This window comes from Streptomyces sp. NPDC001617, from assembly GCF_053596855.1.
In genome coordinates this window covers 134,639-158,038 of record NZ_JBSFHA010000007.1, presented here as the reverse complement: position 1 = coordinate 158,038, position 23,400 = coordinate 134,639, and the positions used below count along the sequence as shown (strand labels likewise).

The following is a 23,400-nucleotide window of genomic DNA, read 5'->3' as shown; positions in this document are numbered from 1 at the left end:
CCCGGTCGGCGTCGCTGCCCGCCGGGGGCCCTTTCTGTGCGAACCGTTGACGGAATGTCATGTCTCGAACAGCATGGCCTGCGTCCGCATCTGGGAGCGCTCCCATCGCAAGCGCCACACTGTCGTGCGCCCCCACCTCCTAGAGGAGCCCAGACGTGAACCGACGCAGAACCACCCTGCTCGCCCTGCTGGCCCTCCTGTCGGCCGGCCTCACCGCGCTGCCCGCGGGTTCGGCCGCCGCCGACGAGGTCGAGCAGCTCAGGAACGGCACCTTCGACACCACCACCGCCCCCTGGTGGACGACCAGCAACGTCACCGCGGGCCTGACGGACGGACAGCTCTGCGCGGAGGTGCCGGGCGGCACCACCAACCGGTGGGACGCGGCCGTCGGCCAGAACGACGTCACCCTGGTGAAGGGGGAGTCGTACAGGTTCAGCTTCAAGGCGTCCGGTTCGCCCGAGGGACATGTGGTGCGGGCGGTCGTCGGGCTCCAAGTCTCGCCGTACGACACCTACTTCGAGGTGAGCCCGCAGCTCAGCGTCTCCGGGGACACCTACTCGTACACCTTCACCTCGCCCGTCGACACCACCCAGGGCCAGGTCGCCTTCCAGGCCGGTGGGAGCGCGGACGCCTGGAAGTTCTGCATGGACGACGCCTCGCTGCTGGGCGGTGTGCCGCCCGAGGTCTACGAGCCGGACACCGGCCCACGGGTGCGCGTGAACCAGGTCGCCTATCTGCCCTCCGGCCCGAAGAACGCCACTCTGGTCACCGACGCCACCACCAAGGTGCCCTGGCAGCTGCGGAATTCGGACGGCACGACGGTGGCTCACGGCTGGACCGTGCCGCGTGGGGTCGACGTCTCCTCCGGGCAGAACGTCCACTCGATCGACTTCGGCGGCTATCGCAGGCCGGGCAAGGGCTTCACGCTGGTGGCCGACGGGGAGACCAGCCGCCCGTTCGACATCGGCACGGGAGACTACGAGCAGCTGCGGCTCGACTCGCTCAAGTACTACTACACGCAGCGCAGCGGCATCGCGATCCGCGACGACCTGCGTCCTGGGTACGGCCGCGCCGCCGGACATCTCGACGTGGCCCCGAACCAGGGCGATGGCGACGTCCCGTGCCAGCCGGGCGTCTGCGACTACAGCCTCGACGTCACCGGCGGCTGGTACGACGCGGGAGACCACGGCAAGTACGTCGTCAACGGGGGCATCGCCACGTGGGAGCTGCTGAGCACCTACGAGCGCGAACTGCTCGCCCGTACGGGGGAGTCGGAGAAGCTGCGCGACGGCACGCTGGCCATCCCGGAGAGCGGCAACAAGGTGCCCGACATCCTCGACGAGGCCCGCTGGGAGCTGGAGTTCCTGCTGAAGATGCAGGTGCCCGACGGGCAGCCGCTGGCCGGCATGGCCCATCACAAGATCCACGACGCCCAGTGGACCGGCCTGCCGCTGCTGCCCAGCGACGACCCGCAGAAGCGCGAACTGCACCCGCCGTCCACCCAGGCCACCCTCAACCTGGCCGCGACGGCGGCCCAGGCGGCCCGTCTCTACCGCCCCTACGACCACGCCTTCGCCGCCAAGGCCCTCACGGCCGCCCGCAAGGCCTGGTCCGCGGCGCTCGCCCATCCCACCCTGTACGCCTCGTCCGCCGACGGCACCGGAGGGGGCACCTACGACGACACCAACGCGACCGACGAGTTCTACTGGGCGGCGGCGGAGCTGTATCTCACCACGGGGGAGAAGCAGTTCGCGGACTACGTCCTGGGTTCCCCGGTGAACACGGCCGACATCTTCGGCCCCCTCGGCTTCGACTGGGGGCGGACGGCAGCGGCGGGCCGGCTCGATCTCGCGACCGTGCCCAGCAGACTCCCCGGCCGCGACACGATCCGCCAGTCCGTCGTCAAGGGCGCCGACCGCTACCTGGCCACGCTGACCTCACAGCCGTACGGCATGCCGTACGCGCCCGTCGACAACGTCTACGACTGGGGCTCCAACCACCAGATCCTCAACAACGGGGTCGTCCTGGCGACGGCGTACGACATCACCGGCGCCTCCAAGTACCGGGACGGCGCGGTCCAGGGCATGGACTACATCCTCGGCCGCAACGCCCTGAACATCTCGTACGTCACCGGATACGGCGCGGTCAACTCCCACAACCAGCACAGCCGTTGGTACGCCCACGAACTCGACCCCAACCTGCCCGCCCCGCCGCACGGAACCCTCTCGGGCGGACCGAACTCATCCATCCAGGACCCCTACGCACAGAGCAAACTCCAGGGCTGTGTCGGCCAGTTCTGCTACATCGACGACATTCAGTCCTGGTCCACGAACGAGACCGCGATCAACTGGAACGCGGCCCTGGCCAGGATGGCGTCCTTCGTGGCGGACCAGGGCTGAACACCGCTCAGGAGTAGGCCCATCGGCGCAGCAGCACCTCGCGCTCCTCGCGGCGCGGGGTGCCGTCCGCGGCGTGCCGGCGGCCCCAGGCGAGCAGCTCACCGACGGTCGAGCCGCCGTCGGTGAGCCGCTCCAGGACGGCGCGGGAGAGGTCGTACTCGACCGGCGTGTAGATGCCGCCGACGGCGGGGGAGAAGACGCTCACCTCCTCCGTTCCGTCGGTGGTGTCCACCCGCACCGTGAAGGCCGGCGGGAGTATGCCGTCACCGCTCACCAGGACGACCACCGAGTCCAGGGCCAGGGAAGCCAGCCGCCGTCCGGCGGAGCGCACGGCGACGTCGGCGGCCTCGACGCGCCGCACCTTCTCCCAGCCCCAGGACGAGCCGTGGTCGACGCCGAGGGTCTCGACGCCGGCCTCCGTCAGCCTGACCCCCGGCGCGGCACCGACGGCCTCGGCCCCCACGTACACACAGTCCTCGGTGAACCAGAACAGCCCGACCATGGCCATCGGTGCCTCCCCCACGTTGTGTTGGTGGGGGAGACAGCCCGGCCGGGCATCGCGGTTGCGTCGCCCTGCCGCGTCACTGCTGCTCGTGCTCCACGAGTTCCCGGGGTCGCCGGTGCGCGGTCAGCGTGTGCAACTCGGCCTGGCTGAGCGGCTGGTGCACCTCGACGTACTCACCGTGCGGCATTCGCTTGATCACGCCGGTCTCCCGGCCGTGCAACACCAGCTCCCTGTCCCGGAGTTGGAGGCCGAGGCAGATACGGCGGGTGACGACGAACACGACCGTCGGCAGGACGAAGACGGCTACGCGGACCGTCCAGGTGACGGTGTTGATGGACAAGTGGAGGCGGGTCGCCACGATGTCGTTGCCGCCGCCCGCCAGCAGGATCAGGTAGAGGCTGATCCAGGCCGCGCCGATCGCCGTGCGGACCGGGCGGTTGCGGGGACGGTCGAGGAGGTGGTGTTCGCGTTTGTCGCCCGTCACCCGCGCCTCCAGGAACGGGTAGACCCCGATGAAGACGAGGAGCAGCGGGAAGACCACGACCGGGATCAGCACGCCCAGCACCAGGGTGTGGCCCCAGAGGTCGATCTCCCACCCCGGCATCACCCGCACCAGCCCCTCCGCGAAGCCCAGGTACCAGTCGGGCTGGGCGCCCGTCGACACCTGGTCGGGGCGGAAGGGGCCGTACACCCAGACGGGGTTGATGGTCGCCACCGCCGCGACGAGGGAGAGCATGCCGAAGACCAGGAAGAAGAAACCGCCCGCCTTCGCCAGGTACACCGGCATGAACGGGGTGCCTATGACGTTGCGTTCGGTCCGCCCGGGCCCCGCGAACTGGGTGTGCTTGTGGTGGACGACCAGGATGAGGTGCGCGACGACGAGCGCGGCCATGACACCGGGGATGAGCAGGACGTGCAGAGAGTAGAAGCGGGACACGATGTCGTGGCCGGGGAACTGGCCGCCGAAGAGGAACATCGAGAGATACGTTCCGACGATCGGGACCGACAGCAGCGCGCCGTTGACGAAGCGCAGGCCCGTGCCCGACAGCAGGTCGTCGGGGAGTGAGTAGCCGAACAGCCCCTCGAACAGGCCCAGGAACAGCAGCAACCAGCCGAACACCCAGTTGATCTCACGGGGTTTGCGGAACGAGCCCGTGAAGAAGTGCCGCATCATGTGCGTGAGCATGGCGGCCACGAAGACCAACGCCGCCCAGTGGTGCAGCTGTCGGATCAGCAGCCCGCCGCGTACGTCGAAGCTGATGTGGAGCGTGGAGGCGTACGCCTCGGACATGCGGACGCCGTTGAGGGGGACGTAACTGCCGTGGTATGTCACCTCGTTCATCGACGGATGGAAGAAGAGGGTGAGGTAGACGCCGGTCAGGATCAGGACGACGAAGCTGTACAGGCAGATCTCGCCCAGCAGGAAAGACCAGTGGTCCGGGAAGACCTTGCGCAGGTACTTCCGGCCGAGCGTGTGGATGCCGAGCCGGCCGTCGAGCCAGTCGGCGACCCGCTCGCCCCTGCCCGGGGTCCGAGTGGCGGTCACTCCTCCTCCTCGTCCTTGTGCACGTGCGTGAGCTTGTCGGGGTTGCTGACGATGTAGACCCCGTTGATGCGGTCGCCCTCCGGCGTGAGGTCCATGACCATGACCGCGAACGCGGTGTCGCCCTGGAACAGCACCGCCGCCTCGTCGCCGTTGACGCGCCGGTAGTGCAGGTCCATCTGCTGTGCGCCGCGCCGGGCCGCGTAGAAGCTGATGACGCGGGCCGCGTTGTCCCGGCCGTGCACCGGCCTGAGCCCCGCGGGCTTGCGCTTGCCGCCGCCGTCCGCCCACACCGTGACGTCCGGCGCGAGGATCTGCATCAGCGCCGCGATGTCCCCGCCGAGCGCGGCCCGCACGAACCGCTCGGTCGCCTCCCTGCGGACCCGGGGATGCGCCCGGTACAGCGGTCGGCGTGCGTGCACATGGGCCCGCGCGCGGTGGGCGAGCTGTCGTACGGCCGCCGGGGTGCGGTCGATGATGTCCGCGATCTCGGTGTGGGCGTACCCGAACACCTCGTTGAGCACGAACACCGCGCGTTCCAGCGGGGTCAGCGACTCCAGGACCACCAGCATCGCCAGCGACACGGACTCGGTGCGCAGCGCCGGGTCCTCGGCGCCCGTGTCGTCGGCGACCAGGGGTTCGGGCAGCCACGGGCCCACGTATGTCTCGCGACGGCGGGTGATCGAGGCCTGCCGTTGGAGCGCGTGGTTGACGGCGATGCGGACCAGGTAGGCGCGCGGGTTGGCGATCCCGTCCGGGCCCCGGCCGGTCCAGGACAGCCAGGAATCCTGGAGCACGTCCTCGGTGTCGGCGACGGTGCCGAGCATGTTGTAGACGAGGCCGAACAGCAGCTCCCGATGGTTCAAGAAGACATCGGTCGCCTCGTCGGTGACAGGGCTTGTCGAGCTTTCCGGCATGTGTGGGCCTCCCCGTGGGCGTGCTCTCTACTTCGAGCCCTGGGAGGCAGTGGAATGTGACATAGCACGGTCGATTTGTGACGTAGGTCTCAGCAATTCCCGGTCGCGTCACACTCCGTGCCCGCCCGTCCCTCTTGAACGCGAGTCCGACGCAAGGAGACCGACATCGTGTTCAAGAAATGGCACGGCAACCCGTGGGCGATCCTGATCACCCTCTCCCTCGGGTTCTTCATGACCCTCCTCGACCTGACGATCGTGAACATCGCGATCCCCAACCTGGGCGAGGACCTGAACGCGTCCCTCGACGAGATCCTCTGGGTCGTCAACGCCTACACCCTGGCGCTGGCCGTCCTGCTGATCACCGGCGGACGCCTCGGCGATCTGCGCGGCAAACGCAACCTCTTCGCCGCCGGAGTCGCCCTCTTCACCCTCGCGAGCCTCGCCTGCGGCCTCGCCCGGGACCCGGCCCAGCTCATCGCCTTCCGGGCGGTGCAGGGCATGGGCGCGGCGCTGCTCATGCCGCAGACCCTGTCGATCATCACCGAGGTGTTCCCGGCCGACCGGCGCGGTGTCGCGATGGGTATCTGGGGCACCGTCGCGGGCGTGTCCGGCGCACTCGGCCCGATCCTCGGCGGGGCGCTGATCACCCATCTGAGCTGGCGGTGGATCTTCTACGTCAACCTGCCGATCGGGGCGGTCGTCCTGGTGATGACCTTCGCGATCATCCCCGGCGCCCGGCGCACCGTACGGCACCGCTTCGACACCTTCGGCGTGCTGCTCGCCTCGACTGCCCTGTTCTGCCTGGCCTTTGCCCTGACCGAGGGCCGGCGCTACGACTGGAACCGCTGGATCTGGAGCCTGTTCACCCTGGCCGCCGTCCTGTTCGCCGGCTTCCTGCTGCATGAGCGCGGACAGCAGAACGATGAGCCCCTGGTGCCGTTCTCGCTCTTCCGGGACCGCAACTTCACCCTCGTCAACCTCGTCGGCGTCACGGTGGCCTTCGGTGTCGTGGGGATGTTCCTGCCGCTCACGATCTATCTGCAGTCCGTGCTCGGGTTCAGCGCCCTGAAGTCCGGCCTGGTGCTGCTGCCGGTGGCGATCGGCTCCTTCGTGACGGCGGGGCCCGCCGGAACGCTCGCCGACCGCATCGGCGGCAGGTACATCCTGATGAGCGGGCTGCTCGCCTGGGCGGGCGGGCTGATCTGGGTGGTGAGTGTCGCGGACGTCGGATCGGGGTGGCCGAGCATCGCCTTCCCGCTCCTGCTCACCGGCCTCGGGGTCGGCTGCACCTTCGCCCCCATGGCCACCGAGGTCATGCGCTCGGTCCCGGCCCCGCTGGCCGGAGCGGCGTCCGGCGTCACCAACGCGCTCCGGCAGGTCGGATCGGTGCTCGCGGGCGCCGTTGTGGGCGCGGTGCTGCAGAACCAGCTGGCCTCCGCGCTGACGGACCGGGCGCGCGAGAGCGCCGGTCGGCTGCCCACCGCGTACCGGGACTCCTTCGTCGCCGCCTTCTCCCGGGCGGAGTCCGACGTCGGCGCCCGACAGCAGGGTGGTGCTGCGCCCCACGGAGTGCCCCAGGACGTCGCCGAGCGCATGCGCGTCCTCGGTGGCCAGGTCTTCGGGCACGGCTTCGTCGACGCCATGGGCCCCGCCGTGTACGTCTCCGCCGCAGCGCTGCTGGCCGGAGCGCTCGCCTGTCTCGCCGTCCGCGGTCATCGCGGCCCGACCGCCCCTCCGCACGCCCTGCCCGTCACGGGGACCGAACTGGAGGAAGCGACCCGATGAGCGGCATCGACTTCACCGCCATGTACGCCTCGCACGACGCCTTCCGGCGCGACCTGGAGCGCCTCGCCCAGGCCGTGGCCGACGGCCGCGCGGACACCCCCGGTGTCCGGGCCGGCTGGGAGAACTTCAAGCGCCAACTGCACATCCACCACACCGCCGAGGACAGCGGCCTGTGGCCGCGGGTCAGGGACCGGGCGGCCGGGCGCCCCCGCGACCTCGCCCTGCTCGACGACATGGAGGCCGAGCACTCCCGGATCGACCCGCTGCTCGATGCCGTGGACACAGCCTTGGCCGACCGGGCGCCCGAACTCCCCGACCTCGTACGGGCGTTGACGGCGACCCTCGACGACCATCTCAAGCACGAGGAGGACAGCGCGCTGCCGTTGATGCAACAGGTCCTCACGGCCGCGGACTGGGCCGCCTTCACCGGCCGCATCCGCGAGACCCAAGGTCTGCGCGGCGCCTCGGTGTTCGTGCCGTGGATCGTCGACGGCGCCCCGGCGGCGGACCGCGCGGCCTTCCTGGGGGCCATGCCGCCGCCGGTTCGGATGCTCAACCGACTGTTCTGGGAGGCGAGTTACCGCCGCAAGGGGTGGTGGGCCGGCGCCGACACGCGGCCAGGTGCCTAGGACGCGTCGTGGAAGACGAGGCCCAGCGTGTGCCGGTGTCCGGAGCGCACGGTGCTCACACCGTGCCGCATCGCTCCGGCCGACCAGCCGCGCTGGGTGCGCACCGGCCGGTCCCGGGTGGTGAACACGAGCCCGTGGCCCTGCCGGAGCGCGGTCGCCGTGCCCCGGGACTGGGCCCTGGGCCGCTGCTCGACCATCAGGAACTCGCCGCCGGTGTAGTCGGTGCCGTACTCGTCGAGGCCGACCACCACCTGGAGCGGGAAGAGCATCTCGCCGAAGACGTCCCGGTGCAGGGCGTTCCAGTCGCCCTCGGTGTAGCGCAGCAGGATCTGCGCCGAGCGGTCCTGCCCGGCCGCGTGACAGCGCTCCAGCCACTCCTCCAGGGAGTCCGGCCAGGGCGCCGGGCGGCCGAGTCGGGCCGCCCAGTCCCGGGCGACGGGCAGCAGTCGCGGATAGAGGGCGGCGCGCAGGGCGGCCACCGGGGCCGGCGGATCGTGGGTGAAGTACCGGTACTCGCCGGAGCCGAACCGGTGCCGTGCCATGTCGACCGTGGTCCGGAACAGCTCCGGCTTCTCGTACAGCGCGGCCAGGTCACGGCACTCGGCGGGCGTCAGCAGCCGCTCGGTCGGCGCGCTGCCGTGGACATCCAACGCGGCCGTCAGCGCCGACCAGTCCGTCCCGTCGACGCGCCTGTGCGCCTGGGCCCGGGTGAGCGTCATACCGTCTCCTCCCTTCACACCAGCATCTGCTGCAGGGCACCCTCGTACGTGAGCAGCCGCACCTTGCGCTCGACGCCGCCCGCGTAGCCGCGCATCGAGCCGTCGGCGCCGATCACCCGGTGGCACGGGCGCACGATCAGCAGCGGATTGGCGCCGATCGCGGCACCCACGGCCCGGATCTCCGCGCGCGGCACGTCCAGTCGCGCGGCGAGCTCCCCGTACGTCGTCGTGGAGCCGTACGGGATGTCGTCCAGGGTCCGCCACACCCGCTGCTGGAACTCCGTGCCGTCCGGCGCGAGGTTCAGCTCGAAGTGGGTGAGGCGGCCCGCGAAGTACGCCGAGAGCTGCCGGGTGGCCTCGGTGAACGCCTCGTCGTCGCGCACCCAGTCCGGGCGGACGGTGGGTGCGGTGCGCTGCCCCGGCAGGGACAGCGAGACGAGGGCGTCTCCCTCGCCGACCAGAAGCAGTTCGCCCAGTGGGCTGCCGGTCTTCGTGTAGTGGGTCATGGCTCCAGTCTGGTGTCCGGCGTGGCTTCGCACCGGCGGGAATCGGACAGGGAGCTCGACGCCGGGACACCCTGTCAGGTACCACTTGAAATCCGCTGTGAGCTGGGAGTATTTACGAGTAAGTACCTCGGCGGTACCGTGAAGGCATGCCAGCTCTGAATGTGGAGTTCAGCGACCGCGAACTCGAGGACCTGCGGCAGATCGCCAAGGAACGCGGTACGTCGATGAAGGCGCTCGTGCGCGAGGCCGCCGCCGCCGACATAGCCCGGCACCGGGCCCTGCAGGAAGGCGCAGAGGCGTTCCGCCGCTTCTTCGCCGCCCACGCCGACGAGTTCGCGGCGGCCTTCCCCGACGACGAACCAGCGGGCGCGAGCGAAGGGCGGGTCGCCTGACCGATGGCACCTGTCATCCACATCGACGTGCCCTGGCTGCTCCAGCGCCACGAAGAGGTTCTGCCGGACCAGCCCACCGTCAACGACTTCTCGGCGCTGGTCGCCGCAGTCGCCCGCCACCGCGTCGACCCGCCGCGCCTCGGTGTCGACTCCGACCCGGCCTGGCGGGCCGCGGCCCTGCTGCACACCCTCGCACTGCTCAAGCCCCTGCCCGCGGCCAACGCCCGCTTCGCCTGCGCGACCGCCGTGGCCTACATGTTCGTCAGCGGCGTCGGCATCGACCCGCCCTACGGCGCGCTGGTCGACCTCGCACGCGACCTGATCTCCGGCAAGGCCGACGTGTACGGCGCGGCCGACCGCCTGCGCTCCTGGCAGATCTGAGGGCCGGCGAGCCGGACGGAAGCCGACCCGCCCTCTGGGCCGCCGACCGAGGGCGGGAGGATCAAGGTCGGCGGCCCGTTCGGCGCAGGAGAGCCGCCGTCCTGCGCGGGGCCTCCGAGAAGGGCCGGTACACAGTCCACTACGGGGTGGTGCGCGCCGGGAGCGTGCGCGGTGCTCCGGCGCGTGCGCCTGTTTCACACGGGGCGCATGGAATGAGGAAAGCTCATGCCGGTGAGGCGAGTTGCCGCCGTATCTGACTTTCTTTCAAAGAGGCGGATGTTGCTCAAGTGCCTTGTTGGTCATGAGTGTGTTGTGCAAGGGTGAACCAGCCGTGCGGGGGAATGGCCGGGTCTCGTTCACCCAATCCAGGGGGAGCCGGGGCGGATGGACGTACCTGAATTCATGCTCCTCGCGCCTGCCGTCCAAGAGGTGTGCACCAACCAGGGGGCCTTTTCGGCGGCCGTCACTCCTGTGTGTCCTATGCGCGTGGGAAGGAATCCGCTCAGTGCCCACCCCCCACCCCCCTCGTCCGCCTTACCCGCCCGCCGACGGGGTGCCCGGAGAATCCGACGAGAACGTCGCCGCCCGGCTCCGGGGCCGGACCGACGGCGAGGTCTCCCATTCCGTCGCGCTCCTCATGGCGCGGCACTGGGAGCCGGCCCGCGACTACGCGGGCATCTGCCTCTCCTCGCCGGCCGAACTCGCCTCCATGGTGACCTCGGCCGCCTTCCACCAGGTACTCGACCGGCTGGCGCTCGGCGAACCCGCCGTCGCCCTGCGCCCACGGCTCCTGGTTGCCGTGCGCGACACGGTCCGGGTCTGGTCTTCGGAGGAGCGGATATCCGCCGTTCTGCCGGAGTTGCAGAAACCCTCCGGCGGCCGCGGTATGCGTTCCGCGAAGTCCATGACGCCCGAAAACCGCAAGCTCGCCGACCGGTCATTCCAGGCCCTTCCCGGACTCGCCCGGTGTTTGCTCTGGCACACCGAGGTCGAGGCGGAGCCGATAACCGTACCCGCCGCTCTGCTGGGCATGGATACCGACACCGCGTCGGCCGCGCTCGAACAGGCGCGTGAAAAATTCCGAGAGGGTTGTGTACATGCCCATCGGGAACTCGCACCGACGAAGGATTGCCGCTTCTACAACCGTCTCCTCGATGTTCCGATTCGGCGGGGTGGTGCTCTGCTGCCCGATGTGCAGCAGCATCTGGCCGAGTGCCGCTACTGCCGTTTCGCCGCCGAACAACTGAGTCATTTCGAGGGCGGGTTGGGGGTGCTTCTCGCCGAGGCGGTGCTCGGGTGGGGCGCACGCCGGTATCTGGAGTCGCGCCCGGGACGCGCCGGGGGTGCGGGCCGGCCGCCGAGTACGCGGAGTTCCGCCCGGCACGGCGGAGGGCGGCCGCGGATCCTGCCGCGCATTCCGCTGCCCGGTCGGCGCGCTCCGGGAGTGCCGCGGAACTCGCGGGCCGTGCTGACAGGGGTGGGGGTCGCCTCTGCCGGGTTGATCGCCACCTTCCTGGTCGCCGGGTTGTGGTCCCATGACGACGGGGTCGATCCCACCGCGTCCAAGAGCGCGACGGACGGTACGTCGCCCGGGTCCGCGTCGACACCGGGTACCGCCCAACTCCCCACCGCGCCGGGGACGTCGAGACTGCGGAACGCCGGGGCCGACCTGTGCCTCGACATCAAGGGGTCGGCCAGGATCGGGGCCGGGACCGAGCTGGCGGTGTGTTCGAGCGCGCCCACGCAGGAGTGGTCGTACGAGAGCGACGGGCTGCTGCGCAGTGCGGCGGACCCCGACCTGTGTCTGGACTCGCATGTGGATGCCGGGGTCGTCGTGCTCGGCAGGTGTGCGGGGGACAAGGGCGTGCGGCGCAACGACGTGCGCTACGACCTGACCGTGCAGGGGGAGTTGTTGCCCCGGTGGGACGAGCAGCTGGCTCTGGCCGTGACGACCGAGAGCGCGGATGCCGACATCGTCGTCAAGGTGCGGGACGGGTCGGACGACCAGCGATGGCTGACCGATCCGGTGGCATCGGCCAGTCCGGGGTCGCTGTCGATCACCGGGACGGAGCGGCCGGGAGTGCGTGACGCCTGAGACCTCCGCGTCCTGTGCCGGGCCCCTTGTCCGGCACAGGACGCGCGCCGTGCCCACCCGCTAGTTCACGACATCGCCCGGCCGGCCGCCCGTCAGGAACCTGGTCACGTTCTGTACGGCGGCCAGGGCGATGCGGATCAGGGTCTCGCGCGTGACTCCGCCGACATGCGGGGACAGGACCACGTTCGGGGCCCTGAGGAGGCGCAGGGCCGGAGTGGGAGGTTCGGGGTCGAAGACGTCGATGCCCGCTCCGGCCAGGGCGCCCTTCTCCAGAGCGTCCGCGAGGGCGTCCTGGTCGATGAGGGCGCCCCTCGCCGTGTTGATCACGAAGGCCGTCGGCTTGAGCAGCGCCAGGCGTTCGGCGTTCAGCAGATTGCGGGTGTCGTCGGTGAGAGGGGCGTGCAGAGAGACGTAGTCGGCGGTGCGGAGGAGGTCGTCGAGGGGGACGTGGCGGGCTTCGTGGCGGGCCTCCGTCTCCTCCGGGAGTCGGTTGCGGCCGGTGTAGACGATGTTCATGTCGAACGCGAGCGCCCGCCGGGCCACTTCCTGACCGATGGTGCCGAGGCCCACGATGCCGAGTGTCTTGCCGGACAGTTCCGTGAGGGAGCTCTGGAGGCGGGGCAGCGCCCAGTCGGCCTCGACGAGCGCGGTGTGGGCCGGGATCAGCTGCTTGGCCAGGGCGAGCATGAGGGCGAAGGTCTGCTCGGCGACGTTCTGGGACTCGGCGTCGCTGGAGCCGATGGTGGCGACCTGGACGCCCCGGCCGCGCGCCGCCTCGACATCGACGTACTCGAAGCCGTGGCTCGCGCACTGCACCAGCCTCAACTCCCGGGCGGCGGTGAGGTGTTCGGCGGTCACCGGGGCCAGGGCCGTGATGATGACGTGCGCCTCGTGAAGCGCCGCCGGATTCTCGTCAGTTGCTTCCACGACGGTGACGTTGGCGTCGCCGGGGAGGAGCGTGGCGAGTCCGGCGCCGGCGGTGCGGCCGCCCACGTGCGGGGCGATGACGGCGAGGACGTTCTTGGGGGCGGTGCTCATACGGATTCCTCGATGAGGTCGGCGGGGCCGATCGTGGTGGGGGTGGCGTGCCCGGTGAGCGCGAGGGTGAGGTCCAGCTCGGCCAGCAGACAGCGGATCACGTGCTCGACACCCGCCTGGCCGTCCAGGCCGAGGCCGTACGCGTAGGGGCGTCCGACGAGGACCGCCTGCGCGCCGAGGGCGAGTGCCTTGAAGATGTCGTCGCCGGTGCGGATGCCGCTGTCGAAGAGGACGGTCAGCCGGTCGCCGACCGCCTCGGCGACCCGGGGGAGTGCGTCGGCGGCCGCGACGGAACCGGCCACCTGACGGCCGCCGTGGTTGGAGACGACCACGCCGTCCATGCCCGCGTCGGCGGCCATGCGGGCGTCGTCCGGGTGCAGGACGCCCTTGAGGACGATCGGACCGTCCCAGTTCTCCCGCAGGAACGCCAGGTCCGGCCAGGTCTTGGCGGGGTCCGCGAACATCCCGACGAAGTGCAGCACGGCCGCGTTCGGGTCCTCCTGCACCGGCTTGGCGAGGGCCGCCTGGAAGGCCGGGTCGGAGAAGTAGTTGGCGGTGCCGACGCCGTGCAGGAAGGGGAGGTACGCCTGGTCGAGGTCGCGGGGGCGCCAGGCCAGGAGAGGGGTGTCCAGCGTGACGACCAGCGCCGTGAAGCCGGCCGCCCTGGCCCGGTTCAGGAAGCTGCGGGCCACCTCGATGTCCTTGGGCCAGTACAGCTGGAACCAGCGCTCGGCGTCGCCCATCGCCTCGGCGACCTGCTCCATCGGCGTGCTGGACGCGGAGGAGAGGATGTACGGCACGCCCTGGGCGGCGGCTGCCTGGGCGGCCGCGGATTCGGCGTCCGGGTGCATGATCGACAGGACGCCGACCGGGGCCAGGGCGAGCGGGGCCGGGAGAGCGCGGCCGAGGACCTCCACCGACAGGTCCCGCTCGTGCACGTCGCGCAGCATGCGCGGCACGATCCTGCGGCGTTCCAGGGCGGCCCGGTTCGCGCGGGCCGTGCTGCCGTTGCCCGCGCTGCCCGCCACGTAGCCGACTGGGCCGGGGCCCAGCCGGTGCTCGGCCAGCTCCTCCAGCCGGGTCAGATCGGTGGGCAGACGCGGCACGGTTCCGTTCATCCCACCCAGATAGATCTCGTACTGGAAGTCCGCCCAGTGCTTGGCCATGAGGAAGGTCCCGCCTCTCGTCGGTGAGAACGCGCCGCACCCCGACGATACTTGCGAGTAATCGCAGGTCCGTCCACCGGGGTGGACCCGCGCATCGGCTCCTTCAGCGGGCCGGCTCGGGAGAGGCGTCGTCCTCGGACGTGGCACCCGGGCCCGTGATCGGCGGCGCCGGCGTCTCGACGGTCCGGGCCGGCCGACCTTACGGGCGCAGGCAACCTCCGCCAAAGGACGGTTCGTCCATCGGTCGCGCTGCGCGTGTGCGAATCCTCGATCAGGCGTCGTCCGTCGGGGCGTCCTCCGGCTCCGCGTCCGGGCCCTGGGCCCGCACCCGCTGGACGTGTTCCAGGGACTCCCGCAGCTCGGTGAGCCAGTCGTCGGTGTGCCGCTGGACCAGGCGGACGCACCAGGCGAGGGCGTCGCTGCGGCTGCGGGCGACCCCGCCGGCGATGAGGGTGTCCAGGACCTGCCGCTCGGGCTGCCGCAGCCGGGTCATCACGGGCGCGGCGACATGGGTGAACAGGGCGCGCTCGCCGTCGCACTCCACGCCCCAGGAGACCTTCCGGCGGAACCGGTGCTCGGCCTCGCGCGCCACCTCGATCCGGGCCTCCCGTGTGCGCTCCCGGAACTCCTGGACCCGGCCCTGTATCGCGGCCTCCCGCTCGGCGGCCGAGGCGTCCTCGGCGAGCCGGGGTGCGGGGATGCGGCCGATCACGGTGATCTCCTCGCGGTCGACCGTGATCTCGGCCAGTTCCTCGAAGAGGTCCTCGGGCAGGCGGCCGGTGAGCCAGCCGCGGAGCTTCTCATGCTGCTCTGTCGTAATCATGTAATGACGATTACTCGGACGGCTCATGAACACAAGGGGGTGTGGAGGAGTCCGCCGACAGCTCAACCGGAATGTTTCAGGCCTATTAACGAAGCGGTGGAAACCAGCCACTTGGCTGCTTCGGGCGATCAAGAACCGCTCAGTTCCGGGGGCCACGCATGCGAATTCCGTGACTTCACGCCACTGATTCAACACGCAAGGTTACTGAAACGCATGGGGTCGAGGTGTGTTTCCGCCGTGGACTCGGCAGACTCGCGCTCGCCGGTCCGGCACCACCCATGAACGGACCGGTACACCCTCGAATCCAGCGGAAGGATGCACACAATGCGGACCACCGCACGCTGGGCAGCCACCCTCGCCCTGACCGCCACCGCCGTCGGCGCACCTCTGACCGGGACCGCCCTCGCCGCCCCCGCCTCGCTCTACGCCCCCTCGGCCCTGGTACTCACCATCGGCCACGGCGAGAGCGCCGCCGTCGCGACCCCGCAGCGCGCGGTCACCCTGAACTGCGCCCCCACGGCCTCCGGCACCCACCCGGCCGCCGCCCAGGCCTGTGCCGATCTGCGCGCGGCGGGCGGCCTCGACGGGCTCGCGCCCAGATCCGACGCCCGGTGCACCAAGGAGTACGACCCCGTCGTCGTCACCGTCGACGGCGTGTGGCAGGGCAAGCGTGTCTCCTATGAGCGCACCTTCGGCAACGCGTGCGTGAAGGACTCCTACGGGAGCAGCGTCTTCGCGTTCTGATGGACCGGGATCGCGTGGGCCCCGTGAGCAACTGAAGCGGCCCGCGGATGGGGAGTGCGAGCCCCTGTCGCGGGGTCACCGGCGATCTCGTACCGGAGGTCGGCGGGCGGAGTGGGGCCGCCCGTCGACCTCCGGGATCACCCCTGCCCCTCTTCGGGAACCCCGGAGAGGGGCGGAAACCGTCTCCACAGGCCTGCGCCGATCAACAGCCGGCGGATGCGCGGCTGATCGGCGACCACGCGCAGCCGGCCGCCGCGCTCTCTGGCCCGAGCCTCGGCCCGGCACAGCACGCGCAGCCCGGAGCAGTCGAAGAACTCCACGTACCGCAGGTCGACCAGCACGTCCGGCTGCGGGCCCGCGGTCGCCGTGTCCAGATGCTCCGCGAGGAACCCCGCCGTCGCCAGGTCGATCTCGCCGAGGGCCTCGACCACGGTGAACCCTCCCTGGGCCCGGGTGCGGGCATGGGCGTTCGCCGCGGGCGCTTCGTAGGCGCCGTCGTCCGCAAACCGGGTCATGGCCGCTCCACCTCGGCAAGGGGCGCATTCGGTCTCGGTAGTTACCCCGACGCGATGGCGAACATCCCTGGAGTGCGGCCCGCAAGAGCGGGTTCACTCGACCTGGTGAATTGGGGCGGAAGCGCTTGACTTTCCGGATCGGTGACTGTGCGCAATTGCGATGCAGGGTGGGGCGCAGCGGACAGGAGCCGGTCCCCGAACGGCACCCCGCGGGACCGTCAGCTCGTCGCCGCGGCGATCCGCAGCGGCACCGGCACCGCCTCCGGCGAAGCCACCGCCTCGTCGAGCCGATTGATCTCCGCCCACCAGGACGCACCCTCCTCGATGTGGCGCAGCAGCACCCCCTCACGGATCGCCCAGGGACAGATCGTGACGGTCTTGAGCCCGGTCAGCTTCATCGCGGTGTGTCCGACCACCGCTCCGGCCAGACTCTGGTGGGCCCGCGGCGCGGAGATGCCGGGCAGCCGGGCGCGTTCGACGGCCGGCAGTGCGGCCAGCCGGTCGACGGCCGCCCGCAGGTCCGCGCGGTGCAACTGCCGCTCCACGAACGGCCCGTGGCGTCCGGGCACCGCCCCGCACAGTCGTCCCAGCTGCTGGAAGGTGCGGGAGGTGACCACGGCGGAGCGCGGTCCCTCCCAGCGGATCCGTGTCGCCACGTCCCGCAGCTGGTGGCGGACCTTGCGGCGCAGCGCCCGCACCTGCTCCCACTGCGGCGGATCGTCGTCCGGGAAGAACTCGTGCGTCAGCCGCCCCGCCCCGAGCGGCAGCGAGGCCACGAAGTCCGGCAACCGCCCCCGCCCGAAGGCCACTTCGAGGGAACCGCCCCCGATGTCCAGCAGCGCGAGCGGCCCGGACTGCCAGCCCATCCAGCGCCGCGCACCGAGGAACGTCAGCTCGGCCTCGACCTCGCCCGGCAGCGTGCAGAGGTCGACCCCGGTCCGGGAGCGGACGGTGCGCAGGACCGCGTGGCGGTTCGGGGCGCTGCGCACCACGGCCGTCGCGAACGCCAGCGGACCGGTCGCCCCCCACTCGGCCGCGGTCCGGCTCGCCTCGACGACCGCCTGGACGAGTCGCTCGACGTCCTCCTCCGGGATGTCGGTCCCGGGCCGCACATGCTCGGACAGCCTCAGCCGCCACTTGGCGGTGTGGACCGGCAGCGGCACCCCACCCTCGGCGTCCGCCACAACCAGCCGTACCGTGTTCGACCCCACGTCCACCACACTGATTCGCATGGGCCGGTGGGTACCCAATTCCGGGCTGTTCGACGCGCGTCAGCCGCCGCGCCAGGGTGTCGGCCGAGGCAACCAGCCCGGCACCGCGCGCCGGTAGCGCTCGTACTCGTCGCCGAACCGGTGGACCAGTGCCGGCTCCTCGTACCACCTGACGAACGCCCACATGAGTACGCCGGCGCAGGCGCCGTAGCCGAACAGGACCGGCCGGGCGAGCAGCAGGCCCTGGCCGGCGATCGCCGCGAGGACCGCGACGTACATCGGATTGCGCACGTACCGGTAGAGGCCGCCCACCACCAGCTGCTCCGGCGGCGCCACCGGCGACGGGGTGCCCAGGCCCTCGACCACGAACCGCACGAACGCCGCCGGCAGGACCGCCGCACCCGCCGCCGCCGGGACGAGGCCGAGCGCGCGGAGGGGCGGCCACCAGTCGCCGGACCGCCAGCCGGTCAGCCACCACGGCAGCAGGACCACCACCGTGCCCGGCGCGAGGAAGAGGAAGACCAGGCTCCCGATTGCCGCGACCGCCCTGCGCATACGGTCACCATGGCACGCGGAGGGGCCGCCGTCTCCCTGCTGACGGCGGCCCTTGGGACCGGGGCGGCTCAGGCCCTCGTGGATCGCGTCGAGGCGATCACATGTGGACGACCGGTGCGGCGTCCGGGTCCTGCTCCGGCACCCCGCGGCGGAAGAGCAGGAAGGCGATCAGCGCACCTGCGACGAACATGCCGGCCGACCACCAGAACGCGGTCGTGTAGCTCTCGATCGTCGCCTGGGCCTGCACCAGCTTGCTGGTCGCGTCCTTGCCGGCCAGGTAGTCCGTCGCGGCGCTCGCGGCCAGGGTGTTCAGCAGCGCCGTACCGATCGAACCGCCCACCTGCTGCATGGCGTTGACCGTCGCGGAGGCGACACCCGCGTCCTCGGCCGCCACCCCGCCGGTGGCCAGTTGCATGGCCGCCGGCATCACCAGGCCGAGACCGACACCGGTCACGATCAGCTGCGGCAGCACCGCACTGGCGTAGCTCGACCCGACACCGATCCCGGTCAGCCAGGCCATGCCGACCGCGGCGACCGCGAAGCCCAGCGGGACGACCGCCTTGGGGCCGATCCGGGGCACCAGGACCGTGGTGCCGAGCTGTGCCGCCACCATCAGCGCGCCGACCATCGGCAGGAACGCCACACCGGTCTTGGTGGGGCTGAAGCCGAGGTTCAGCTGCAGGTAGTAGGTGAGGAAGAGGAACACGCCGAACATGCCGGCGCCGGAGATCAGCACGGTGAGGAAGGAGGCCGCGCGGTTGCGGTCGAGCAGGATGCGCAGCGGCAGCAGCGGGTGTTCGGCGCGGGTCTGCCACCAGGCGAAGGCGGCCAGCAGCACACCGCCCGCGATCAGGAAGCCCCAGGTCAGTCCGGAACTCCAGTCGTGGGTCTCGGCGTTGGAGAAGCCGTAGACCATCGAGAACAGACCGGCGGCGACCAGCACCGTGCCCGGCACGTCCAGCTTGCCGGTGCCGTCGTCACGATGGTTGGTCAGCAGGATCCAGCCGCCCACGAAGGCGACGACCGCGATCAGTACGTTCACGTACAGCGTCCAGCGCCAGTCGAACGCGTCGGTCAGCACTCCGCCGAGCAGCAGGCCCACCGCGCCACCGGCACCGGCGATGGCGCCGTAGACGCTGAACGCCTTGGCGCGCTCCTTGGCGTCGGTGAACGTGGTGTTGAGCAGGGAGAGCGCGGCCGGCGCGAGCAGCGCGCCGAAGGCACCCTGCAGAGCACGCGCGGTGACCAGCATGCCGAATCCGTTCGCGGCACCGCCCAGGGCGGAGACGGCGGCGAAGCCGACCACGCCGACGAGGAAGGCCGTCTTGCGGCCGAAGAGGTCGGCTATCCGGCCGCCGAGCAGCAGCAGTGAGGCGAAGGCCAGCGCGTACGCGGTGACGATCCACTGCCGGTTGCCGTCGGAGAACCCGAGGTCGGCCTGGGCCGAGGGCAGGGCGATGTTCACGATGGTGGCGTCCAGCACCACCATCAGCTGGGCGAGGGCGACGACGGCGAGAATCCACCATCGCTTGGCCGAGGGCTCGGGGCTCGCCTCGACGGCACCCTTGGAGGTGCTGTCGGTGAGGGTCTTCTGGGACATGGGGGAACCACTCCAGGGAAGTCGTTCGGGGTTGCGTCACGACGAAACCTAGAACGAAACGGTTTCGTACACCAGGAACTCTAGACCTCGCCGAGCGAAACGGCAACGTTTCGCTAGATGTGGTGTGGCTCTCTTATTCCTTGACTGGAATATAACCACCGAGGCATATTGAAGTCATGTCCGACGCCTCGCTCTGGACCGCCCTCGCCGACCCGAACCGGCGGGCCATCGTCGCGCTGCTCCTGGAGCGCCCGCGGCCCGTCGGCGAGATCGTGGAGGCATGCGGTCTGAGCCAGCCGAGCACCTCGAAGCACCTGAAGGTGCTCCGGGAGGCCGGTCTCGTCCGGGTCCGGCAGGACGCGCAGCGCCGCGTCTACGCCCTCGACCCGGACCCGATCGCCGAGCTCGACGCGTGGCTCGCCCCGTACCGGGCGCTGTGGAACCGCAGCCTGGACGTGCTGGGCCGTCGCCTCGACGAGACCGCGTCGGACGCTCCCGAGGAACCCGTCCCGAAGGACTGATCCACCATGGCCGCAGACCTCACCGGCACCTATGTGACCCTGGACGACGGCCGCCCGGCCGTCCGTTTCAGCCGTACCTACGACCATCCGATCGAGCGCGTCTGGCAGTTCGTGACCGACGCCGGCGAACTGGCCCAGTGGTTCCCCTCCCGCGCCGACATCGAGCTGCGGGCCGGCGGTGTGATCAGGTTCAGCGGCGACCCGAACATGCCGGAGAGCACGGGCCGGGTGATCGCGCTCGACGAGCCGCGCCGCCTTGCCTTCGAGTGGGGCGGCGACGAACTCCACTTCGACCTGGAGGCCCTGGACGAGAAGCGCACCCGCTTCACCCTCACCAACGTCCTCCAGGCCGCCGACACAGCCGCCCGAAACGGCGCCGGCTGGGAGGTGTGCCTGGCCGCCCTGGACGCGAGGGCGCGGGAGGAACGGTCCGAGGCGCCGCACGCCGGGGCGAGCGCGCCCTGGAAGGACTTCTACGCGGGGTACATCGAGGCCGGCGTTCCCTCCGGAGCCCCCGTCCCCGGCCTGGACTGACCCCTCACGCCATCTGCCGGCGCACCAGCTCGTGCAGCCGCCCGCTCGTGTCCGCGAGGAGCTGCGCGGGCGGGCCCTGTTGGGCCACCTTGCCGTCCTCCATGACGATGACGCGATCCGCGTCGAGAACCGTGGAGAGGCGGTGGGCGATGACGATCCGGGTGGCGTTGAGGGCCTTGGTCGACTCGATGACCGTGCGCTGGGTCTCGTTGTCGAGGGCGCTGGTCGCCTCGTCGAAGAACAGGATGCGCGGCCGACGGATCAACGCCTGGGCGATCATGAGCCGTTGACGCTGGCCGCCGGAGACCTGGCCGCTGCCCGAGACGATCGTGTGCAGGCCCATCGGCATCCGCCTGATGTCCTCGGCCAGCCCCGCCATCTCGGCCGCCGCCATCGCCTCCTCCGGCGTGTAGGGCTCCGTGCCGCAGATGACGTCCAGGATGGAGCCGGTGAAGGGCTGCGCGTGCTGGAGCACCACACCGCACTGGCGGCGGACGGCCGACTGGTCGAGAGCGCCCAGGTCCTGGCCGTCGTAGAGGACGCTGCCCGAGACCGGCTTGTCGAAGCCGATCAGGAGCCTCAGCAGGGTCGACTTGCCGCAGCCGCTGGGGCCGACGATCGCCACGAACTCGCCCGGGCGGACGTCGAAGGACACGTCGTCCAGGACGAGGGGACCGTCGTCGGCGTAGCGGAAGGAGAGGCGGCGGGCTTCGATCGCGCCCGTGAGCGGGCCGGGCCGGGTGCTCGCCGTGCGTACCTCCGGTGTCGCCTCCAGGACCGGCCTGATCTCCTCGAACAGCGGCAGTGCCGCCACCGCCGACACGAACGCGCCGGTCAGCTGGGTGACCGAGGTCAGCAGCATCGTCACCGAGGTGTTGAAGGTGAGGAACGCGGCCGCCGACATCACCCCCCGTGCCGGGCCCGCCAGCAGCATGAACATCAGCAGAGTGCACACGGGCAGATAGACCGCGCCCATCACCGTGGTGAGGTTCTTGATGCGGCCGACCTTCTGCTGGAGTTCACGGCTGCGCGCGAACTCGGAGGCCCAGGCCGCGTAGGCGTAGTTCTCGGCCGCGGCGACCCGCAGTTTCGGCAGACCGCGCAGGGTCTGGAACGCCTGGTTGTTCAGCTTGTTGTTGAGCACGACCAGCTTGCGCTGCCAGCGCACCTGCCACAGGCCGAGCCCCAGGAACGCGCCCGCGATGACGACGAGCATGCCGATCGCCGCCAGCGCCATGGAGGCGCTGTACCAGAACAGCAGCCCCAGGTTCATCGCGCCGACGGTCACCGACTGGGCGACCACGGGCCCGATCCCCGCCATCATGCGGCGCATGGCGCTGATGCCCATCGCCGCGCTGGCCAGTTCACCGGTCGAGCGCTCGGTGAAGAACTTCGTCGGGAGCCGCAACAGGCGGTCCCAGACGGCCGGTTGAAGCGTGGCCTCGATCCGGCCCTCCAGCCGGAGGATGGTGAGGTTCTCCAGCAGCATGAACGCCGCCGCCACCACGCTGGTGAGCATGACGGCCAGACAGACCTGCACGATCAGGTTCGTCTGCGCCCTCGGCACGAACTCGCCCAGCACCTTGCCGGTCGCGATCGGCACCAGCGCGCCGATGGCCACCGTCACCAGACCGCTCATCAGCAGGTTGGTGAGATCGCTGCCGGTGCCCTGCATGCTGAACCGCAGCAGGCGCAGGGGGCTCAACGTCCGTTCGGGCAGCGGCCGGTAGAACATCACCGCGCGCGGCTCGAACTCCTCCGCGTTGGCCTTCTCGATCGGCGTCTCGCGCCCCGTCGCCGGCTGCACGGCCACATAGCCACCGCGCCGCCACAGCAGCGCGACCGGCGCGCCCGACAGAGCCCGGTGACCGACCAGCGGTCCCACGTTGTCCCGCCACCAACTCCCGTCCAGGCGTACGGCCCTGGTGCGCACCCGGGAGGCGACGGCCACCCGCTCCACCGGGTCGATACGGTCGCTCTCCGTGCCGCTCTGCGCCCGCTCGGCAAGCTGGATCCCGGCCGTCTCCGCGACCAACTTGCAGGCCGCATAGGTGGCATCCGCGTCGGCGGCCGTCGTGCGCTTGGCCGAGGACTTGCCGATGGAGGCGAGCAGCGTCCGGTCGGCCTGGGCACGGACCGCCTCACCGGCCTTGATGCCGGCGGCGGTTCGGGTCTCGTGGGTGCGCTCCAGCTGTTCGATCCAGCGGTCCAGCGTGGTCAGCAGCCGGTACTGCTGGTCGACCATGGACTGCCACACCGCGGGGTCCATCAGCAGGTCGGCGGCCGCCTCGGCGCCGTAGAGCGAGCCGTACTGCACGCTGCCCGGCGGCACCTGCATCCAGAAGACGTCGTCGTCGGTGATCTCGGCGGCCCGCTCGGTCGCCATGGGCGCCTGGAAGAGGATGGAGAGGCTGCGGCCGACGCCGAGGGCGAGGGCGTATTCCAGAGGGCTGGTCGTGGGCGGGACGTACTGGGGGTTGCCGTACTCGTCGTAGGACCAGGTCTGGGTGTCGGCCGTCTGGTACAGCTCGCGCAGGCCGATCCGGTGGACGACGCAGTCCCTCAACGGGCGTGCGACCAGGGTGTGTTGGGGTCCCGGGACCGGGCCGAGGATCAGCGAGCCCGCCTCCAGGCGGCCGAGGTGGTGCCAATGGCCCTGCTGCACGGCGTCCACCGCGAACAGGTCGAGGCTGCCGGCCGCGACCAGCCACAGCACCTGAGGGCCCTCCAGGTCGAGCCGGGTCAGGCCCGAGCAGTCGACATAGGTGCCCATGGAGCCGAGGGCGCCGAGAACGAGGTCGCCTTCGTGTGCGGTCGTCATC

The 23,400-nt window shown here is 70.8% G+C and carries 22 protein-coding genes; 9 read left to right on the top strand and 13 right to left on the bottom strand.

Annotated features, from left to right (window positions below):
* Nucleotides 1-155: 155 nt before the first annotated feature.
* On the top strand, nt 156-2,399 hold the full coding sequence (locus ACWC09_RS08470; RefSeq protein ID WP_450849767.1) for a glycoside hydrolase family 9 protein: 2,244 nt from the start codon (nt 156-158) through the stop codon (nt 2,397-2,399).
* Nucleotides 2,400-2,406: 7 nt separating this feature from the next.
* Here ACWC09_RS08470 and ACWC09_RS08465 read toward each other — a convergent pair whose 3' ends face one another.
* Genes ACWC09_RS08465 through sigJ form a run of 3 tightly spaced genes read right to left on the bottom strand, consistent with a single transcriptional unit; the run spans nt 2,407 to nt 5,364 of the window.
* Entirely contained in the window at nt 2,407-2,922 is a 516-nt protein-coding gene (locus tag ACWC09_RS08465; RefSeq protein ID WP_450849766.1) for a hypothetical protein, read from the bottom strand.
* A gap of 58 nt (nt 2,923-2,980) precedes the next feature.
* A complete protein-coding gene (qcrB, locus tag ACWC09_RS08460) occupies nt 2,981-4,450 on the bottom strand; it encodes a cytochrome bc1 complex cytochrome b subunit (protein WP_450849765.1) in 1,470 nt (489 codons plus the stop codon).
* Nucleotides 4,447-5,364, bottom strand: a complete 918-nt coding sequence (gene sigJ / locus ACWC09_RS08455; protein WP_450849764.1) for an RNA polymerase sigma factor SigJ — start codon at nt 5,362-5,364, stop codon at nt 4,447-4,449. Before sigJ ends, qcrB begins: the two co-directional genes overlap by 4 nt.
* A gap of 168 nt (nt 5,365-5,532) precedes the next feature.
* Here sigJ and ACWC09_RS08450 point away from each other — a divergent pair, with 168 nt between their 5' ends.
* Nucleotides 5,533-7,149: a DHA2 family efflux MFS transporter permease subunit gene (locus ACWC09_RS08450; RefSeq protein ID WP_450849763.1), complete on the top strand. Its 1,617-nt coding sequence runs from the start codon at nt 5,533-5,535 to the stop codon at nt 7,147-7,149.
* Nucleotides 7,146-7,778 carry a hemerythrin domain-containing protein gene (locus ACWC09_RS08445; RefSeq protein ID WP_450849762.1) on the top strand — a complete coding sequence of 211 codons (633 nt, stop codon included), beginning with the start codon at nt 7,146-7,148 and terminating at the stop codon, nt 7,776-7,778. Before ACWC09_RS08450 ends, ACWC09_RS08445 begins: the two co-directional genes overlap by 4 nt.
* Here the strand turns inward: ACWC09_RS08445 and ACWC09_RS08440 are convergent.
* Both ACWC09_RS08440 and ACWC09_RS08435 read right to left on the bottom strand, forming a co-directional pair.
* On the bottom strand, nt 7,775-8,497 hold the full coding sequence (locus ACWC09_RS08440) for a 2OG-Fe(II) oxygenase (protein WP_450849761.1): 723 nt from the start codon (nt 8,495-8,497) through the stop codon (nt 7,775-7,777). The two genes, ACWC09_RS08445 and ACWC09_RS08440, sit on opposite strands and share 4 nt — an antisense overlap.
* Before the next feature lie 14 nt (nt 8,498-8,511).
* Nucleotides 8,512-9,003 (bottom strand): methylated-DNA--[protein]-cysteine S-methyltransferase, encoded by a 492-nt coding sequence (locus ACWC09_RS08435; RefSeq protein WP_450849760.1) that lies wholly within the window; start codon nt 9,001-9,003, stop codon nt 8,512-8,514.
* Nucleotides 9,004-9,149: 146 nt separating this feature from the next.
* Between ACWC09_RS08435 and ACWC09_RS08430 the strand changes: the two genes are divergently transcribed.
* The 3 genes from ACWC09_RS08430 to ACWC09_RS08420 all read left to right on the top strand — a co-directional run bounded on the left by ACWC09_RS08430 (nt 9,150) and on the right by ACWC09_RS08420 (nt 11,871).
* Entirely contained in the window at nt 9,150-9,395 is a 246-nt protein-coding gene (locus ACWC09_RS08430) for a hypothetical protein (protein WP_450849759.1), read from the top strand.
* A 3-nt stretch (nt 9,396-9,398) separates the two neighbouring features.
* Nucleotides 9,399-9,776: a hypothetical protein gene (locus tag ACWC09_RS08425; protein WP_030937712.1), complete on the top strand. Its 378-nt coding sequence runs from the start codon at nt 9,399-9,401 to the stop codon at nt 9,774-9,776.
* Between the two features lie 505 nt (nt 9,777-10,281).
* Nucleotides 10,282-11,871: an RICIN domain-containing protein gene (locus ACWC09_RS08420; RefSeq protein WP_450849758.1), complete on the top strand. Its 1,590-nt coding sequence runs from the start codon at nt 10,282-10,284 to the stop codon at nt 11,869-11,871.
* Between the two features lie 60 nt (nt 11,872-11,931).
* Here ACWC09_RS08420 and ACWC09_RS08415 read toward each other — a convergent pair whose 3' ends face one another.
* The 3 genes from ACWC09_RS08415 to ACWC09_RS08405 all read right to left on the bottom strand — a co-directional run bounded on the left by ACWC09_RS08415 (nt 11,932) and on the right by ACWC09_RS08405 (nt 14,898).
* Nucleotides 11,932-12,909, bottom strand: a complete 978-nt coding sequence (locus ACWC09_RS08415) for a 2-hydroxyacid dehydrogenase (protein ID WP_450849757.1) — start codon at nt 12,907-12,909, stop codon at nt 11,932-11,934.
* Nucleotides 12,906-14,075, bottom strand: coding sequence for a lactate 2-monooxygenase (locus tag ACWC09_RS08410; protein WP_450849756.1), 1,170 nt, complete (start codon nt 14,073-14,075; stop codon nt 12,906-12,908). The genes ACWC09_RS08415 and ACWC09_RS08410 overlap by 4 nt, the downstream gene beginning before the upstream one ends.
* Before the next feature lie 271 nt (nt 14,076-14,346).
* Nucleotides 14,347-14,898, bottom strand: a complete 552-nt coding sequence (locus ACWC09_RS08405; RefSeq protein WP_450849755.1) for a hypothetical protein — start codon at nt 14,896-14,898, stop codon at nt 14,347-14,349.
* Nucleotides 14,899-15,222: 324 nt separating this feature from the next.
* Here ACWC09_RS08405 and ACWC09_RS08400 point away from each other — a divergent pair, with 324 nt between their 5' ends.
* Nucleotides 15,223-15,642, top strand: coding sequence for a subtilase-type protease inhibitor (locus tag ACWC09_RS08400; protein WP_450849754.1), 420 nt, complete (start codon nt 15,223-15,225; stop codon nt 15,640-15,642).
* A 137-nt stretch (nt 15,643-15,779) separates the two neighbouring features.
* Here ACWC09_RS08400 and ACWC09_RS08395 read toward each other — a convergent pair whose 3' ends face one another.
* The 4 genes from ACWC09_RS08395 to ACWC09_RS08380 form a co-directional block, all read right to left on the bottom strand.
* Nucleotides 15,780-16,157, bottom strand: a complete 378-nt coding sequence (locus ACWC09_RS08395; RefSeq protein ID WP_450849753.1) for an STAS domain-containing protein — start codon at nt 16,155-16,157, stop codon at nt 15,780-15,782.
* Between the two features lie 218 nt (nt 16,158-16,375).
* Nucleotides 16,376-17,389 (bottom strand): Ppx/GppA phosphatase family protein, encoded by a 1,014-nt coding sequence (locus ACWC09_RS08390; protein WP_450849752.1) that lies wholly within the window; start codon nt 17,387-17,389, stop codon nt 16,376-16,378.
* 39 nt (nt 17,390-17,428) lie between these two features.
* Nucleotides 17,429-17,923, bottom strand: a complete 495-nt coding sequence (locus tag ACWC09_RS08385) for a methyltransferase family protein (RefSeq protein ID WP_450849751.1) — start codon at nt 17,921-17,923, stop codon at nt 17,429-17,431.
* 97 nt (nt 17,924-18,020) lie between these two features.
* Nucleotides 18,021-19,523 carry an MFS transporter gene (locus ACWC09_RS08380; protein ID WP_450849750.1) on the bottom strand — a complete coding sequence of 501 codons (1,503 nt, stop codon included), beginning with the start codon at nt 19,521-19,523 and terminating at the stop codon, nt 18,021-18,023.
* A gap of 176 nt (nt 19,524-19,699) precedes the next feature.
* Between ACWC09_RS08380 and ACWC09_RS08375 the strand changes: the two genes are divergently transcribed.
* Both ACWC09_RS08375 and ACWC09_RS08370 read left to right on the top strand, forming a co-directional pair.
* Nucleotides 19,700-20,044 carry an ArsR/SmtB family transcription factor gene (locus tag ACWC09_RS08375; RefSeq protein ID WP_450849749.1) on the top strand — a complete coding sequence of 115 codons (345 nt, stop codon included), beginning with the start codon at nt 19,700-19,702 and terminating at the stop codon, nt 20,042-20,044.
* Between the two features lie 6 nt (nt 20,045-20,050).
* Entirely contained in the window at nt 20,051-20,578 is a 528-nt protein-coding gene (locus tag ACWC09_RS08370) for an SRPBCC family protein (RefSeq protein ID WP_450849748.1), read from the top strand.
* 4 nt (nt 20,579-20,582) lie between these two features.
* Here the strand turns inward: ACWC09_RS08370 and ACWC09_RS08365 are convergent, their stop codons facing one another.
* Nucleotides 20,583-23,399, bottom strand: a complete 2,817-nt coding sequence (locus ACWC09_RS08365) for an NHLP bacteriocin export ABC transporter permease/ATPase subunit (RefSeq protein WP_450849747.1) — start codon at nt 23,397-23,399, stop codon at nt 20,583-20,585.
* Nucleotide 23,400: the final 1 nt, after the last annotated feature.